Here is a 15,640-nt window from a genome sequence, read left to right as displayed (position 1 = left end):
CCGACAGTGTAGGGTTTCTTCTAAAGAAGATCTCATCTTCTATTGGAGACGCGCACGAGGCGCGCCCGACACGACGGAGGGGTTCCATGCTTCTGGTCTCGAGTGGCCGGCTCCACGCCACGTTCGCGTTCGGTGACTTGCAGGTGGTCGCGTTGCGCGACGGGTACATCGACATGCCGCCCACCCGGCTCCGCGACGAGTGCGGGTGCCCGCTCGACGAGGTGCCGGCCGCCGTCCCGATCGTCGGCGGCAACCTGCGGCTGTCGGTCAACGCCTTCTTCGCCACCGACGGCACACGGTCGCTCCTCATCGACACCGGCGCGTCCGACGCCTGGCACGACCCCACCATGGGACTGATCTACGACGCGCTCGACGAAGCGGGAGTCGACCGCGCGGAGATCACCGACGTGGCCGTCACCCACAGGCACGAGGACCACGTGAGCGGCCTGATCGCGCCGGACGGTTCGGAGGCCTTCGCCAAACTCGAGCGCGTGTGGATGGGAGCGGGCGACACGTCGGTGTTCACGGGACGCCTCGAGCCGATCCGCGACCGGGTCGTCCCCGTGTCGGGGCAGGTCGCGATCAACGACTGGGCCACCGCGATCCCGACGCCGGGCCACACACCCGGTCACACCGTCTACGAGGTCACGAGCAGCGCGGGCCGCCTGCTCGCGTGGGGCGACACCGTCCACGTCCCCACGCTCCAGTTCGAACAGCCGACGGTGTCCTGGGAGCTCGACGGCGACCAGTCCCAGGCCCGCGCCGCGCGGGCGAGGCTCCTCGAACAACTCGCCCAGCCCGACCACTTCGTCGCCGGCGCGCACCTCGACTCACCCGGCATCGCCCGCGTGACCCCGTCCGGCGACGGCTACGCGCTGGAGTACCTCGCGCCACCGATCGGCTGACGGCGCCGCGCCCCCGACGGCGGCCGGCCGGGCAGGTTCGCCCTGTCCGGCCGGCCGCGTCAGCGCGCTCGGGACGTAGGCCAGTCGTGTGACAACGACGCCGTCCGGCGGCGCAAACCGCAGGAACTCCCGCACAGGCTCCTACCGTGGACACGAAGAGGCCCGCGGGGCCTGCGGAGGTGGTGCGTGGGCGTGAGCGGGCCGGACATCGACTATCGCGCTGTGTTCCAGGCGCTGCCGGGGATGGTGGCGCTTCTGACGCCGGAGTTGGTGTACGCGGACGCGAACGACGACTTCGTGACCAACTCCCAGCGCCCGCTTGAGACATTGATCGGTCGCAACGTCTTCGAGGTGTTCCCGGACAACCCGAACGATCCCGCCGCGAGCGGTGCCCGGAACCTGGACGCGTCGCTCCGCCGGGTCCTCGCCTCGGGCGAGCGTGACACGATGGCGCTGCAGCGCTACGACGTCGAGTCGCTGGAGCACCCGGGGGAGTGGGACGAGCGGTACTGGAGCCCGATCAACGCCCCGGTCCTCGACGCCGACGGCCGCGTGGTCCTGCTGGTGCACCGGGTGGAAGAGGTCACCGAGCTGATCCGCGCCCGCGGCCGGGCCCAAGGCGACCGGGCCCGGGTGCTGGAGGCGGAGCTGTACACCCGCTCCCGCGAACTGCAGGAGGTCAACGAGCGGCTGCGCCAGGCCCACGCCCGCGAGCGCGAGGTCGCCCTCACCCTGCAGGACGCGATGCTGCCCGCCCCGCGTCTGACCGACCATCACCAGAGCGCCGTACGGTACCGGCCCGCGGTCGGCGCCCTGAACGTGTGCGGGGACTGGTACGACCTGGTCGAGCTCGGCGAGCGCATGGCGGTCGCCGTCGGCGACGTGGTGGGCCACGGGCTCGCCGCGGCCGGGGTGATGGGCCAACTGCGCAGCGCGCTGAGCGCCGCCTCCCGCGTGGCGACGGGTCCCGCCCAGGGGCTCGAGGTGCTGGGCCTGTACGCGCGCGCGGTCGAGGGCGCCGAATCGACCACCGCGGTATCGGTCCACATCGACTGGAACACCCAAACGCTCACCTACAGCAGCGCGGGGCATCCCCCTCCCGCCCTGCTGCGCACCGACGGCACCGTGGTCTTCCTGGACGAGGCCACCGACCCGCCGCTGGGCGCCCGTCCCGAGCACCAGCCCCGCCTGGAGGCCGAACTGGCCTTCACCGAGGGGGACACCCTCGTCCTGTACACCGACGGCCTGATCGAACGCCGCCACGAGGACATCACCACCGGCCTTCAACGTCTGGTCACTTCCCTGACCGCGCACCGCGCCCTGGGCCCGGACGGGCTCGCCGACGCCCTCCTGCTCGACCTGCTCCCCGCCGTCGGTGCCACTGACGACACCGCCCTGGTCGTCCTGCGCCTGTAGACGAAGGCCGCTGCCGTCGGCGGCTAGCGCGTCGGACGCACGGCGGCCAGCACCGCGGCGTATGCCGCGAGCACCAGCCCCAGCAGCCCGTAGTAGACCGGCGGCAGCGGCGACATCCCGAGCGCCGGGGCGAGCGGCGAGACGGGCACGGCGAGCCCGACCGCGGCGAGGCCGCAGAGGGCCGCCTGCACGGCGCGCGGGACCGATCCGTGCGCGGCACGCGTGCCGGACCTGAGGAGGACGATCACGACCGCCTGGGTCAGCAGGTTCTCGGTGAACCATCCCGCGTGGAAGGCGGTTTCGCTGTCCGTGCTCCAGTGCAGCACGCCGAACGTCGCGAGGTCGGCCGCGGCGTTGAGCGCGCCGAACACGGTGACGAACCGCAGGAAGCGGCCCGACCGCAGGGTCAACGGCCGCTTGAGGTCGGCGTCGCGGGGCCGGTCGAAGGCGAGGGAGAGCTGCGCGATGTCGAAGGCGAGGTTCTGCACGAGGACCTGGACCGGGAGCATCGGCAGGAAGGGCAGTATGACCCCGGCCGCCAGCATCGCGATGACGTTGCCGAGGTTCGACGAGATGGTGATCCGCAGGTAGCAGGCGATGTTGGCGCTGCTGCGCCGGCCTTCGGCCACGGTGCGGCTGATGGCGGTGAGGTCCTTGTCGGCGAGGACGACGTCGGACGCCTCGCGGGCGACGTCCACGGCTCCGCGGGGGCACAGCGCGACGTCGGCCGACCGCAGGGCGGGCAGGTCGTTGACGCCGTCGCCGAGGAAGCCGACGGTGTGCCCCTCCCGGCGCAGGGCGTCGACGATCCGGGCCTTGTGCTGGGGAGTGCAGTACGCGAAGACCGTGGTGGCGGCGGCGAGGTCGGCGAGCGCCGCGTCGTCGAGGGTGTCGACCTCGGGGCCGAGGGCGATGCGTCCCGGTTCGAGCCCGAGCTCGCGGCAGACCCGGGCGGCGGTGCCGGGATGGTCGCCGGTGAGGACCTTGACCGCGACGCCCTGGCCGGTGAGCGCGCCGAGTGCGGCGTGCGCGGTGTCGGCGACCGCGTCGCGGAAGGTCACGAAGCCGACGAAGGCGAGGTCGTGTTCGTGGGCGTGCGTGTAGGTGCCCGACGTTGGGCGCAGCTGTGCGGTGGCGACCGCCAGGACGCGCAGGCCCTCGGCGGCGTAGGAGCCGGCCAGCGCGGCGAGTCGAGTGCGTTCGTCGTCGTCCAGCGGTCGAACACCTGGTGACGCGGCGTCGGGCTCGGTCCGCGCGTGCGGCACGTGCGCGGTCGCGCCGCGGTCGGCGGCCGTGCGCACGCTGGTGCACCGCCCCAACACCGCGTCGACGGCCCCTTTGGTGACCACGGTGTGCCGGGCCCAGTGCCGCGGGTCGCGCACGACCGCGGTGGCGAGGCGTCGGATCGGGTCGAAGGGCAGCACCGAGACGCCTTCGAGGTCCTCGGCCCCGGTGTCGTGTTCGAGCAGGGCTTCGTCCAGCGGGTCGGGGACGGGGAGTTCCGCCAGGTGCACGGTCCACCAGCTGTTGAGCGCCGCGAGTTCCAGGACACCGGCGTCCGGTCGCCCGTGCGCGTCCAGCGCCTCGTGCAGCGTGGGCCGGTCCTCGGTCAGGGTGCCCGTCTTGTCGACGCACAGCACGTCCATGGCGCCGGCGTTGTGCAGCGCCGGCGCCCTGCGCACGATGACCTCGTCGCCCTCGGCGAGGCGGGTCGCCCCGCGGGACAAGGCGGTGGTCACGATGACCGGCAGCATCTCGGGCGTGAGCCCGACGGCCACCGCGACGGCGAACGGAAGCGTCTCCACCCCGCGCCCGCGCAGGACCGCGTTCGCCATGAGGACGAGCGGCGGGGTGAGCAGCATGAAGCGGATCAGAATCCAGGCGATGCCGTCCACGGCCCGGTCGAACGCGGTGGGAACCGCGCGCGTCGGCTGCCGACCGGTCCGCCCACGGGCCGGCCACGTGTCCGATCCGGTCGCGACCACCAGCGCGGTGGCGCTGCCCGTGACCACGCTGCTGCCCTGAAAGCACAAGTGCGGTTGGCCGAACGGCGCCTGGTCCGGCAAGCGCGGCGGGCCGACCGCCCGGGCCCACGCGTCCGTCTCGTCGGGAACGGCGTGCTTGGCCACCGGCGCGGACTCACCCGTCAGCGCGCCCTGGTGGACGGTGAACCCGGTGGCCTGGAGCAGCACCATGTCGGCGGGCACGAGGTCGCCGGGCCCCAGCGAGACGACGTCCCCGGGCACCAGGTGGCGAGACGGCACCTCACGCCCCTTGACGGGGGCGTCCTCGCGGACGCGGCGGCGCACCGTGACGGTGCTGGCCACCAGTCCGCGCAGCGCGGCCGACGCGCGCTCGGCGCGGTACTCGCCCGCCGACCGCAGCACGCAGCTCACGACGACGAGCGACGCGATCACACAGGCCGTCGCCCAGGAAGCGACCAGCATGGACACCAGCCCGAGGACGAGCAGGGTGCCGGTGAACGGGTCGCGCAGGCCACGTGCCGTCCGGGCCAGGGCGCCGGGCGTGCGCGTGCCGGGGAGTTCGTTCTCGCCGAAGCGCGCGAGCCGCAGCTCGGCCTCGTCGTCGGTGAGGCCGCGCGGGCCGCTGTCCAGCCGTCGCAGGAGCTCGAACCGGGTCAGCCCTTCGACGTCCGAGGGCGCCCGAGGCGCCGGGGCGTGCGTTCCGGCGCCGCCGAGTCGGTCAGCCGCCCAGAGCACGGGTGTGTCCCGGGGCGGGCTGCGTCCCTTCCCGCAGGGCGAGCTGTCCGACGAACCAGCGGACCATGGCGGTGACGTCGGGGTCGTCGACGCGGTAGACGATGCGCCGCCCTTCGCGGCGGGCCCGAACCAGCCCCGCGAGCTTGAGCTTGCCCAGCTGCTGGCTGACCGCGGGCAGCGCGCCGCCGACCCGCTCCGCCAAGCCCGTCACGTCGCTCTCGCCCTCGGTCAGCAGCCACACGATGCGCAGGCGCGACGGCGAGGCGAGCAGCGCGAACGCTTCGGAGGCCGCTTCCAGCAGCTCAGCCGACGGTTCGTCGGTCCGGTCCGCACCCACTGCCGTCCTCCCAGGGCCGAGGCCGATCGTTCGCCGTCGTAACCGCGCCAGTCTAGGCGGCCGCGCCGGTCGTCCCGGTCGGCGTGCCACCGCGCGGTTCGTCTGCCCCGGCAGGAATTCCGCGCGTCGGTTTCGCGCGTCGGTTTCGCGCGTCCGCGGAGGCACCTGGCCTCATTGAACTCGCAGAGTTGCGCAATATTGCAACTATCGGCCATCGTGTCTTCCGCAGCGGGCTTCCGCCCGCACGGCCGAACGAAGGGCGGAACGCATGTTGCGCAACGGGCTCGAACCGTGGCACCTGTTGATCGTCGCGATAGTGGCGATCATGCTCTTCGGCCCCAAGCGGCTGCCCGACTCGGCGCGTGCCCTGGGCCGGTCGCTGCGCATCCTCAAGAGCGAGGCGCGGGCCATGAAGACCGACGAGGCGGACGCGCGGCACGCCCCGGCCGCGCGCCCGATCGAGCCGACCTCGGTCGTCCCGGCGCCGGAGACCGTGTGCTCGACGACGGATCAACGGATCAACTGACCACGGCCGGGCCCGCACGCGAGCGGGCACCGGTTTCTCGGGATGGAGTGTGTGATGGGTGTATCGCTGAGCAAGGGCGGCAACGTCTCGCTGAGCAAGGCGGCGCCAGGGCTCACCGCGGTGACCGTCGGCCTGGGCTGGGACGTGCGCACCACCACCGGCGCCGACTTCGACCTCGACGCCTCCGCCCTGCTGATCGGCGAATCCGGCCGCGTCCTGTCCGACCAGCACTTCGTGTTCTTCAACAACCTGCGCAGCCCCGACGGCTCGGTCATGCACTCCGGCGACAACCTGACCGGCGGTGGCGACGGCGACGACGAGCAGATCCAGGTCAGCCTCGCCACCGTGCCCGCCGACGTCGCGAAGATCGTCTTCCCGGTGTCGATCTACGACGCCGACTCGCGGGGCCAGAGCTTCGGCCAGGTCCACAACGCGTTCATCCGGATCGTCAACCAGGCGAACAACGCCGAACTGGCCCGCTACGACCTGACCGAGGACGCGTCCACCGAAACCGCGATGCTGTTCGGCGAGCTGTACCGCAACGGCGCCGAATGGAAGTTCCGCGCCGTCGGGCAGGGTTACGCGTCCGGACTGTCCGGCATCGCCCGGGACTTCGGCGTCAACGTCTGACCCGCCCGCAGGCGCGCACTCTTCTCGCGGGAGATCCGTGTCCAACAAGGACGCCGCCGCCCGGTCCGGCGCAACAGACCGGGCGGCGCTGCGGCACGCCCGCGACCGGGACCGCCGTCGGCGGCGCAGGCGTGTCATCGGGCTGGTCGTGTCCGTCGTCCTCGCGGTCCTCGTCGCCGCGGGCGGTTGGCTCTACATGACGCTGAACGCCGACCTGCATACCTTCGACGCCGACGGCGTCGCGCAGGACCGGCCGCCGGACACCTCCGCGGGTGAGAACCTCCTGCTGATCGGCTCCGACACCCGCTCCGGCGCCAACGCCGAACTCGGCGGCGGGCACGGCGACATCGGCCGCTCCGACACCACGCTGCTCCTGCACGTCTACGCCGACCACCGGCACGCGGTGGCCGTGTCGATCCCGCGCGACGCCCTGGTCGACGTGCCGTCCTGCCGCAAGCCGAACGGGACGTGGACCGCGCCGCAGGACGGCGTCGTCTTCAACTCCGCCTTCGAGGTCGGCGGGACGGCGGCGGGCAACCCGGCGTGCACGCAGAACACCGTCGAGAAGCTGACCGGGCTGCGCGTCGACCACACGATGGTCGTCGACTTCGCCGGCTTCGCCGCGATGACCGCCGCGGTCGGCGGCGTCGAAGTGTGCCTGCCCAAGCCGGTGTACCAAGGCGACCTCAACCCCAACCTCGGCGCCCGCGGCAAAGCGCTGTTCCCGCAGGGCAGGCAGACCGTCGCCGGGCAGCGCGCCCTCGACTACGTGCGGCTCCGGCACGGCATCGGGGACGGCTCCGACATCGGCCGCATCAAGCGCCAGCAGGCGTTCGTCGCGAGCCTGCTCAAGGCCGTCAAGGCGCGCGGGCTCAACCCGACCACGCTGCTCCCGCTCGCGCAGGCCGCGACCAGGACCCTGACCGTCGACCCGGGGCTGGGGTCCGTCCAGAAACTGCTCTCCTTCGGGCTCGGCCTGAAGAACATCGACCTGCACGACGTCCGCTTCGTGACCGTGCCGTGGCGCTACCGGGGCGACCGGGTCGCGGTCGTGCACCCGGAGGCCGACGCGCTGTGGGCGGCGCTGCACGACGACCGCACCCTCGACAACCAGGACGCGGGGGGCACGGCCCGGCCCGGGCCGGGCACGCCGAGCGCCGTCCCGTCCGCTTCGTCCGCGCCGGTGCCGACTCCCACCGTCGACGGCTCCGGCATCCGCGTCACCGTCCTCAACGGCACGACGACACCGGGGCTCGCGGGCCGCGCCGCGGCACAGTTGCGCTCGTCCGGGTTCACCGTCACCGCTGTCGGCACCGCGGCGTCCCGCGATCAGGAAGCCACCCTCGTCGAATACGCACCTACCAACGTCGGCCCAGCCCACACAGTCGCGGCGGCCCTCCCGGGTGCGGAACTGCGCGCGTCTGCCCGTGTGGTCGGCATCCGGATCACCGTGGGCAACAGATACGCCGAAAGCCCCAGCGCCCACGCGACCACGACGGCACCGCCGCAACCCCCACCCACCGCCGTTCCCCCGGCGGTCGCGGCCCAGGCCCGCGCCGCGGACGACGACGTCTGCTCGAACCTGTCGTACGGCTGACGCCGCCAGGTCGTGGCGACGGCCGGTCAGGACGCGTCGGGGTAGGCGGCGATCGCGCGGATCTCGACGAGCAGCCCCGGGCTGGCCAGTGCGCTGACACCGATCAGTGACCAGGTCGGGTAAGGAGGCCTGATCAGGCGAGCCTTGGCCTTGGAGAAGCCGGGCAGGTGCCGGTGGATGTCGACGTGGTAGCTGGTCACATCGACGAGCGCGGACAGATCGAGGCCTTCCAGCCGGAGGATTTCCGCGATGCGCCCGATGGCGATCTCGGTCTGTTCCTCGATGTCGTCGGGGATGGTGCCGTCGGTTCGGCGGCCGATCGTGCCGGCGACGAACAGATGTCCGTGCGACCCGACCGCGGCGGAGTAGCCGAAGTTCGCGAAGGCGCTGACGGTTACTCCGAAGACTTCGGAATCCTCGGGGATCGCGACGGTGTGAATGCTCATTTGCGGTGGTTTCCTGTTCCTTGTCGCTGAGTTGCGGGTCTTCAGTCGCCCCAGCGGGACGAGCTGCCGGAGTGCTCCATCCGGGTCCGGCCGAACACCTCGCGTTCACGGAGGAGTTCGCCGGGGAGCGAGTAGCGGGGCGCGTTCGTCGGGTTCTTCGCGGCTTGCGCGACGATCGAGTCGGTGAGCGAACGGATCATGTCCAGCCGCGGGTACGCGTCGTGCACGGCACCGGCCTGCTCGTCGGTGACCGCCTCGACGTGGCCGGTTCCCGTCGGGCCGCCGAAGTCGAGGGCTATGCCTTCGCGGACGAGCGCGCACAACGTGCCGCGACGTTCCGCGATGCCCGGCGAGGTGTGCAAAGCGATCGCCTGCCACACCTGGTCGGCCTCCGATGCGGGCACCCCGCGTTCGACGAGGAACTCGGCGGCCCGATCGGCGCCTTCGACCTCGAATCGCTGACGGTGCGGGCCGTCCGTCGCGATACCGAGGTCGTGCATCGCGCATGCGGAGAACAGCAGGTCGTCGTTGTAGTCGCTGCCCGCGGACAGGCCGAGGCGGCCGGCCACCAGCCTGGCGAACAGGTAACTGCGGACGCTGTGGTTGAACACCGACGGCGTCTGCACCGGGCGGATCAGCGCCACCACGGCCTCCGCCAGCGGTGTAGCGGGCAGCGCGATCAGGTCGGCCGACCCCTTGGGGGCGGCCTCATGGGGAGATGCGGTCATGTCCCGAGTCTGCTGACGACCGCACTGACCTCGTGATAGGCAATATCGCCTGACATCGAAAGGATATTGCCATGACGGCTCATCGGATCGCGATCCTGGCGCTGGACGGGGTCCTGCCGCTTGATCTGGCGATTCCGGCGCAGATCTTCTCCGCTCGACCGGAGACCCCGTACGAGACGACCGTGTGCACCTTCGACGCGCAGGTGCACACCACCGGGGGCTTCGGGGTGGTCGCCGACGGAGGCATGGAGCAGGTGCGGGCCGCCGACACCGTGATCGTGCCGGGGTCGGAGCCGCCCCGTGGGCATCCGGAAGCCGTGCTCGCCGCACTGGCCGAGGCGCACGAACAGGGCAAACGGATGGTGTCGATCTGCACCGGAGCGTTCGCGCTGGCAGCCGCAGGTGTCCTGGACGGCCTGCGCGCCACCACCCACTGGCAGTACGTCGACGAGCTCGAACGCGAGTTCCCCGCCGTGTCGGTGGATCGCGACGTGCTCTACGTCGACCAGGGAGACGTCCTCACCTCGGCCGGAGTGTGCTGCGGCATCGACCTGTGTCTGCACATCGTGCGCCGCGACCTCGGCGCGGTCGCGGCCAACCGCATCGCCCGAACCCTGGTCGCCGCCCCGCACCGCGAAGGCGGACAGGCCCAGTACGTGCCCGCCCCCGTCCCGGTAGCCGGCGACGCGTCGCTGTCCGACACCCGCGAATGGGCTCTGCACCGCCTCGGCGAGCAGGTCACCCTACGCCAACTCGCCCGGCACGCAGGACTCTCACAGCGCACCCTGATGCGCCGGTTCACCGAGGAGACCGGCACGACCCCGTTGCAGTGGCTCCTCGACGCCCGGCTCAGCCGGGCACGAGAGCTACTGGAGACCACCGACTACCCCATGGACCGCGTGGCACGTGACTGCGGACTAGGCACAGCCGCCAACCTCCGACTGCACTTCCGGCGCGCACTGGACACCACCCCCACCGCCTACCGGCGCACCTTCGGAAAGTGACCCCGGCCGTCCGTGGAGACGGGCTCGACGCGTTAGGCGACGTTCGCACCACAAAGCCAGGGCTAGGGATCGTGCATGCCATCGGAGGCCTGCGGCCGTACTCGCCGTTCAGCGACCGGGGTGCGTCACAGCCAGGGGCTCCAGCACGAAGACGGGGATCACGCGGTCGGTCTTCTCCTGGTATTCGGCGTACGGCGGATAGGCGATGACCGCGCGTTCCCACCACTCGGCCTTCTCGTCCCCGTTGACCTCACGGGCCGTCATGCCCTGGCGTACGGCCCCGTCCTGGAGCTCCACGTGCGGGTCGGCCGTGACATTGAAGTACCAGACCGGGTGCCGCGGGAAGCCGCCCTTCGAAGCCACGGCCGCGTACCGCCCCTCGTGCTCCACGCGCATCAGCGGGACTTTGCGGATCTTGCCGCTCTTCACGCCGCGCGTCGTGAGGATGACGACAGGCAGGCCTGTGTCCCAAAGCGTCGTCCCCTGCGTGCCGCCCGAACTCTCGTACAGCTCAACCTGCTCGCGCACCCACTGCGCCGGACTCGGCTCGTACTCGCCCTCAAGCGGCATCCTGTCCACCTCTCGTCGCGTACGGATTGTGCTGCGCAGTTTCACACAGCTCACTCGCACAGTGACCATGTGTCCGCGGGTCCTGCAAAGATCACTGCCGAGGGCGATCCGAGGAGAAGACGTGGGTACTTGGGACACCGGGCCGTTCGGCAACGACACGGCCGCGGACTTTTCCATCACGCTGGACGAAGCCCGGCTGGAGGAACGCGAGTCGATCGTCCGGGGCGTCCTCATGCGTACCATCGCGGCCGACGGCTGGCTTATCGAAGCAGAACAGGCCGTCGCCGCGGCCGCGCTCATCGCCGCGCAATGCCCGGGCGGACAGCCCGTTGATCCGATCCACGGCCCCCACGAACCCATGCCTACGTTCGCTGTCGAGCTTCGCGCGCTGGCCGTCGAAGCCCTCGAACGCATCGCCAACGACGAAACCGGCCTTGTCGCGAACTGGGTCACCGAAGCCGACGCGCGAACATGGCTCGCCGGACTCCGGGATGTCAGCAACGTGCTGGTCCCACCGCCGCCGTCGATGGACGTCCCGCTCTTCGACCTACCGATGTGACGCCCGGTCCGGGTCCAAAGAGTCTGCGCTGTGGCCGAGCACGCCGGGCCACAGGTAGCTGCCGTCGAGCCGTCGAACTCGGAGCACTTGGTGGCGCGTTCCTGGAGGGTAGCCGCCGCGTCGGGTGGGCCGAGGCCGCATCTATCGATGTCCGGGTGATGCCCTGGGCGTTCAGGCGTCCACGAGCCCGGTGGACAGCCACCGCACCACGGTGTCCGCCGGGTATGTGCCTCCGTGCGAGGCGAGTTCGTGGAGGAAGTCGAGGTTCTGGCCCAGGGTGAGGATCGGGGGTTCCACCCTGTCGCCGCCGCGGCGTTGGCCCAGGCCGATTGCGGCGAGGAGGCCGTTGCACAGGCATTGGCGGCCCTCGGCCTGTTCTGCCGTGCCGCCTTTGCGGATGTAGGCCGCGGTCGGTTCGGCGGGGCAGCGGTAGCCGATGTCGCCGCGTTCCTTGCGGTAGGCGGTGCGGAGATAGCCGAGGTCGCAGACGCGGTGGCGGGCGTTGCGGACTGTCGGATCAGCCAAGGTTCCCGGCAGGTCCGCGACCTTGAACGGGAACGAGGTCGGGGAAGCCGCTGGGTCGTTGCGGACGGTCAGCGAGCGGTTCAGCCCGCGGTGGATCAGCTCGCCGCGCAGGCGGGGATCGAGGCCCGATTCGCGGCACAACGCGAACGCGCTGCCGACCTGAACTCCCGCGGCGCCGACCGCCCGGGCCTGGGCGAGCTGTGTGGGCCCGCACCGTCCGCCCGCGATCCAGAAGGGCAGGCCCAGGGCCGTCATCTTGGCGAAGTCCGCGATGTCGCGCGGGCCGTAGACCGGGTTGCCGTGCTCGTCCAGGCGCAGGGCACCCCGAGGTGGGGCGCTGTGGCCGCCGGCGCGGGGGCCTTCGACGACGAATCCGTCCGGCCTGGTTTCCGGGTCGCGGCACAAGTAGGCGGCGAGCACCGGCAGGGAGACGATGGCCAGGACCCGGGGGCGGCGCGGGGCGGGGACGGGCGCGCCGCGCAGCACCGACGCCGGGTCGAAGCGCAGGAACGCCGGACGTTCGTCGCCCTCGACGTCGACGGACGTTGCCACCGGCCGGAGTTCGCTGAGCAGCGTGGCGGCCCGTGGGATCTGTGCCGGGACGCCGGCGCCGACGAGGACGTAGTCCACTCCGGCGAGCATCGCCCCGAACATCGCTGGCATGGTTGCCAGTTGGATCTTCTCGAGGTAGTTCACGCCGACCGGTCCGGCGTGGCCCTGCTTGGCCAGCCAGACCTCGCAGAAGTTGCCGACCACGGTCAGCAGCTGTGCCGGGCACCCTTCGTCCGCGGTGAGTCGCGGCGTCGGGGCGAAGCGCTCGGTGGCGCCGATGCCGCCCTCGACGAAGTAGCGGCGGCGGATCGTCTCCGCGGTCTCGCGCACGGGGAAGGCGTCCAGCGCCCGCCGCAGATGCCCGCCCGGATCGCCGCTTTGCAGGCCTCGGATGAGCAGCGTGTCCAACGCCGTCCCCGAGACGACGCCGAGTTGGCCGCCGCGCGCGACGGCCCTCGCGAGTCGCCAGCCGGACACCCCGACTCCCATGCCGCCCTGGATCAGCCACGGGAGTTCCGCGGCACGCAGACCAGTGTCCATAGCTCCTCATGCGCGTCGTCGAGCCCCCGAAACAGAAACCTACGGTACCGTAACTTACGGAACCGTAACCACGTGCGGAGGGCTGTACGCGAGGGGCACGACCGGCGTCGGCGGGACGTTCGCCGTCGCGCCGCCGCCCAGCGCCACCGCGCCGACCGCGCCGTCCGCCGGTGACAGCGGGGCGGCGCGGCGGCGCGCGGCGCAACAGGGCTCAGCTGGCGGTGAGTTTGTTCGCGAAGACGTACTTGGCGATGTCGTCGCCGAGTTTGAGGCCGTCGTCGGCGTCCCACTGGTAGTGCACGCCGAGCCAGATGCGGCTGTCGGCGTCGTCGCGGGCGGCCTGGCTGAAGCTCGTGTACGTCATCGTGTGGACGGGGGAGTGGGGGTCTTCCGTGTCGACGGTGTAGGTGAGGCTGTCGGTCTTGAAATACAGCTTCATGATCCCCGCCCACGCGCCGCCGAAGGCCGCGTGGCCGGAGGCCCAGGCCGGGAAGCACGGGCTGAAGTGGGTGCCCGCGCGGTCGGCCGACAGGGGCTGCCAGGCGGTGTCGACGCCGCCGTCGACGATGGCGGACTGCGGGCGCCACAGGTCGATCGGTGTCTGGTACTTCACGTCCCACTCGCCGATCGCGGCGTCGGCCATCGCGAGGGAGACGAGGGCGAAGAGCCGCGTGTTCTCGTACTTGCTCAGGCCGCGTGCCGCCGCGATGTTCATCGTTGCCTTGAGGAGTTGGCCGGGCGGCTTGTACGTGCCGTTGGCGCCCGAAGCGGCGTCCGGCCCCAGGTCGTTGGCCCAGAACCAGGCCAACGCCGTCTGCGCGCTGGTGCGTTCGGTGGAGGACGCCCCGCCGAGGCGCCGCACCTTGTCGACCTGGGCGGCGTACGCCGGGCTGGCCAGCAGCGCGCTGTAAGTGCCGTACGTCGCCGGCGTGTTGGGGCGGAACTGCGATCCCGACGTCATCGCGAACGGTTTGACCAGGCCCCAGTTCGGCGTGACCGCGTCGGCCGCCGTGGCGCAGCCGTTGCCGGTGGGGCGCCACGCGCCGGGCTGGTTGTCGAGGGTGTAGACGGCGGGGTTGTCGTAGCCGTCGCCGGCCCGGTTCTGCCGCATGTCGGTGACGATCTTGCCGACGATCTGGGTGTCGATGACGTCGTACTGCGTGGACGGCGTCCCGAACCGGTCGAGGAACTTCTGGTCCAGGTAGGCGGTCTGGCCGGGGTACAGGTCGTGCAGGATGTTGTACGCCGTGCGGCCGATGACGCGCTCCTCCTCGTCCGCGCCCTGGCCCAGGTTCCAGTACTTGGGCGCGTCGATGTAGGGCTTGTACTTCAGGACGCCGAAGGTGTTCTGGTACGCGCTCTCCGCGTCGAAGACCGCCGCGTTCATCATCGCCGCCGAGCGTGCCAGCATGCCGGGCGAGCCCGTCGCGCCGGTGCTGCGGCGGAACATCTCCAACAGGACCGAGTTCCAGTACTGCGTGGGGTCGCCGGTGTAGTTCGGCGGTGCGGCCGACGCGGCCTGTGGAGCCAGCGCCAGCGAACCGAGCGCGGTCACCATCGTCGCGGCCAGGGCCACGGCGCGCTTGCGGAGCCGGAAGCAGGTTCGCGCCTGTTCGGCGGAGTTCCCCCGTGTGACGGACATGGACGGCCTCTCCGTGCGGAGTTCGGGAAGGATCGGCCCGCACGCGCCCACGGTGCTCACCGCTTGGCCGCCGCGCTCACCGACACGCACAACCATCCGGCGGGTGCGCGGCGCGGTATTGGAGAAAAGCGACACGGCGATGATGTGGCCGGTAGTGGTCGGGTGGGCGCACTTGAGTGCGATTCTGGAAGGAGGCGAAACGTCCCCCGGGAGGACTCGTGCCCCACGGTGATGACCTCGGACCGACGTGCATCGAACGTGTGTGCGCCACCGGCGGCCGGGAACCGGCCCCGAAACGGGTCTGGTACGCCTCGTACGGCTCCAACATGGACGCCCGTCGGCTGGCCTTCTACCTCAGCGGCGGTCGCCCTCCCCACGGCGCCCGCACCTACCCCGGCTGCCGGGACGCCGCGCCGCCGAGTCGGACCCGGCCGGTCACGCTCCGAGGCCGGCTCTACTTCGCGTCGGAGTCGACGGCCTGGACAGGCGGCCTCGGGTTCTACGACCCGCACGCCGAAGGCGAGACGCCCGCACACGCGTACCTCGTCACGGCCGGGCAGTTCTCGGATCTCGCCGCACAGGAGATGTACCGGCCCCCGGACGCGGACCTCGACCTGCGGGCCGTCATCCGCGACGGCACGGCCGCGTTGGGGCCGGGGCGCTACGAAACGCTGGTCTGCCCGGGGTGGTTGGACGGCTACCCGGTCCTGACGTTCACGGCGCCGTGGCGCAGCTCGCAGGTCGCCTTGAACGCGCCCGTCGCCGCGTACCTCCGGCACTTCGCGTCCGGACTCGTCGAGGCGCACCGGTGGTCCCACGCGCGGGCCGCGGAGTATCTCGCGGGGTGTCCAGGCGCCGAGGGCACCTGGACACCCGAGGGCGTCATGCGGGTCCTCGGCGCCGGACGACGAGGTGAGGTCAGCAGGCGCTTACGCTGATCTGC

Annotated in this window: 15 protein-coding genes; 8 read left to right on the top strand and 7 right to left on the bottom strand. The window is 71.5% G+C overall.

Annotated features, from left to right (window positions below; all coding sequences use genetic code 11):
* Positions 1 to 86 precede the first annotated feature (86 nt).
* Both QI554_RS19730 and QI554_RS19725 read left to right on the top strand, forming a co-directional pair.
* Positions 87 to 905 (top strand): MBL fold metallo-hydrolase, encoded by an 819-nt coding sequence (locus tag QI554_RS19730; protein ID WP_281471431.1) that lies wholly within the window; start codon positions 87 to 89, stop codon positions 903 to 905.
* A 192-nt stretch (positions 906 to 1,097) separates the two neighbouring features.
* On the top strand, positions 1,098 to 2,321 hold the full coding sequence (locus QI554_RS19725; protein WP_281471429.1) for a PP2C family protein-serine/threonine phosphatase: 1,224 nt from the start codon (positions 1,098 to 1,100) through the stop codon (positions 2,319 to 2,321).
* 23 nt (positions 2,322 to 2,344) lie between these two features.
* Here QI554_RS19725 and mgtA read toward each other — a convergent pair whose 3' ends face one another.
* Both mgtA and QI554_RS19715 read right to left on the bottom strand, forming a co-directional pair.
* On the bottom strand, positions 2,345 to 5,041 hold the full coding sequence (gene mgtA / locus QI554_RS19720) for a magnesium-translocating P-type ATPase (RefSeq protein WP_281471428.1): 2,697 nt from the start codon (positions 5,039 to 5,041) through the stop codon (positions 2,345 to 2,347).
* Positions 5,025 to 5,378, bottom strand: coding sequence for an ArsR/SmtB family transcription factor (locus QI554_RS19715; RefSeq protein WP_281471426.1), 354 nt, complete (start codon positions 5,376 to 5,378; stop codon positions 5,025 to 5,027). The genes mgtA and QI554_RS19715 overlap by 17 nt, the downstream gene beginning before the upstream one ends.
* Positions 5,379 to 5,646: 268 nt before the next feature.
* Between QI554_RS19715 and tatA the strand changes: the two genes are divergently transcribed.
* Genes tatA through QI554_RS19700 form a run of 3 tightly spaced genes read left to right on the top strand, consistent with a single transcriptional unit; the run spans position 5,647 to position 8,131 of the window.
* Entirely contained in the window at positions 5,647 to 5,904 is a 258-nt protein-coding gene (tatA, locus tag QI554_RS19710; RefSeq protein ID WP_281471425.1) for a Sec-independent protein translocase subunit TatA, read from the top strand.
* 54 nt (positions 5,905 to 5,958) lie between these two features.
* A complete protein-coding gene (locus tag QI554_RS19705) occupies positions 5,959 to 6,534 on the top strand; it encodes a TerD family protein (RefSeq protein WP_281471424.1) in 576 nt (191 codons plus the stop codon).
* A gap of 37 nt (positions 6,535 to 6,571) precedes the next feature.
* A complete protein-coding gene (locus QI554_RS19700) occupies positions 6,572 to 8,131 on the top strand; it encodes an LCP family protein (RefSeq protein ID WP_343230795.1) in 1,560 nt (519 codons plus the stop codon).
* Between the two features lie 26 nt (positions 8,132 to 8,157).
* Here the strand turns inward: QI554_RS19700 and QI554_RS19695 are convergent, their stop codons facing one another.
* Positions 8,158 to 8,577, bottom strand: coding sequence for a Rid family hydrolase (locus tag QI554_RS19695; protein WP_281471423.1), 420 nt, complete (start codon positions 8,575 to 8,577; stop codon positions 8,158 to 8,160).
* Positions 8,578 to 8,618: 41 nt separating this feature from the next.
* On the bottom strand, positions 8,619 to 9,305 hold the full coding sequence (locus tag QI554_RS19690) for an HD domain-containing protein (RefSeq protein WP_281471422.1): 687 nt from the start codon (positions 9,303 to 9,305) through the stop codon (positions 8,619 to 8,621).
* 71 nt (positions 9,306 to 9,376) lie between these two features.
* On the opposite strand from QI554_RS19690, the gene QI554_RS19685 reads away from it, so the two are divergent.
* Entirely contained in the window at positions 9,377 to 10,309 is a 933-nt protein-coding gene (locus QI554_RS19685) for a GlxA family transcriptional regulator (RefSeq protein ID WP_281471420.1), read from the top strand.
* Positions 10,310 to 10,417: 108 nt separating this feature from the next.
* Here the strand turns inward: QI554_RS19685 and QI554_RS19680 are convergent, their stop codons facing one another.
* Entirely contained in the window at positions 10,418 to 10,879 is a 462-nt protein-coding gene (locus tag QI554_RS19680; protein WP_281471419.1) for a nitroreductase family deazaflavin-dependent oxidoreductase, read from the bottom strand.
* 121 nt (positions 10,880 to 11,000) lie between these two features.
* Here QI554_RS19680 and QI554_RS19675 point away from each other — a divergent pair, with 121 nt between their 5' ends.
* On the top strand, positions 11,001 to 11,438 hold the full coding sequence (locus tag QI554_RS19675; RefSeq protein WP_281471418.1) for a DUF4259 domain-containing protein: 438 nt from the start codon (positions 11,001 to 11,003) through the stop codon (positions 11,436 to 11,438).
* A 171-nt stretch (positions 11,439 to 11,609) separates the two neighbouring features.
* On the opposite strand, the gene QI554_RS19670 is transcribed toward QI554_RS19675, so the two are convergent.
* Together QI554_RS19670 and QI554_RS19665 are read right to left on the bottom strand one after the other, a co-directional pair.
* Positions 11,610 to 13,055 (bottom strand): nitronate monooxygenase, encoded by a 1,446-nt coding sequence (locus QI554_RS19670; protein ID WP_281471417.1) that lies wholly within the window; start codon positions 13,053 to 13,055, stop codon positions 11,610 to 11,612.
* Between the two features lie 211 nt (positions 13,056 to 13,266).
* Positions 13,267 to 14,697, bottom strand: a complete 1,431-nt coding sequence (locus QI554_RS19665; RefSeq protein WP_281471416.1) for a vanadium-dependent haloperoxidase — start codon at positions 14,695 to 14,697, stop codon at positions 13,267 to 13,269.
* A 218-nt stretch (positions 14,698 to 14,915) separates the two neighbouring features.
* Between QI554_RS19665 and QI554_RS19660 the strand changes: the two genes are divergently transcribed.
* On the top strand, positions 14,916 to 15,635 hold the full coding sequence (locus tag QI554_RS19660; protein WP_425528014.1) for a histone deacetylase: 720 nt from the start codon (positions 14,916 to 14,918) through the stop codon (positions 15,633 to 15,635).
* The last annotated feature ends 5 nt before the right edge of the window (positions 15,636 to 15,640 follow it).

Origin of the sequence: Yinghuangia seranimata (assembly GCF_029953285.1) — a bacterium.
Taxonomy (GTDB): Bacteria; Actinomycetota; Actinomycetes; order Streptomycetales; family Streptomycetaceae; genus Yinghuangia; species Yinghuangia seranimata.
Note: the sequence above shows the minus strand (reverse complement) of the source record. Positions and strands in the feature narration are given on the sequence as shown.

Excerpts from the sequence above, each read along its gene's own strand:
- QI554_RS19695 (WP_281471423.1), bottom strand. The coding sequence starts at position 8,577 with ATGAGCATTCACACCGTCGCGATCCCCGAGGATTCCGAAGTCTTCGGA.
- QI554_RS19705 (WP_281471424.1), top strand. The coding sequence starts at position 5,959 with ATGGGTGTATCGCTGAGCAAGGGCGGCAACGTCTCGCTGAGCAAGGCG.
- QI554_RS19730 (WP_281471431.1), top strand. The coding sequence starts at position 87 with ATGCTTCTGGTCTCGAGTGGCCGGCTCCACGCCACGTTCGCGTTCGGT.
- QI554_RS19665 (WP_281471416.1), bottom strand. The coding sequence starts at position 14,697 with ATGTCCGTCACACGGGGGAACTCCGCCGAACAGGCGCGAACCTGCTTC.
- QI554_RS19690 (WP_281471422.1), bottom strand. The coding sequence starts at position 9,305 with ATGACCGCATCTCCCCATGAGGCCGCCCCCAAGGGGTCGGCCGACCTG.
- QI554_RS19670 (WP_281471417.1), bottom strand. The coding sequence starts at position 13,055 with ATGGACACTGGTCTGCGTGCCGCGGAACTCCCGTGGCTGATCCAGGGC.
- QI554_RS19680 (WP_281471419.1), bottom strand. The coding sequence starts at position 10,879 with ATGCCGCTTGAGGGCGAGTACGAGCCGAGTCCGGCGCAGTGGGTGCGC.
- tatA (WP_281471425.1), top strand. The coding sequence starts at position 5,647 with ATGTTGCGCAACGGGCTCGAACCGTGGCACCTGTTGATCGTCGCGATA.
- QI554_RS19685 (WP_281471420.1), top strand. The coding sequence starts at position 9,377 with ATGACGGCTCATCGGATCGCGATCCTGGCGCTGGACGGGGTCCTGCCG.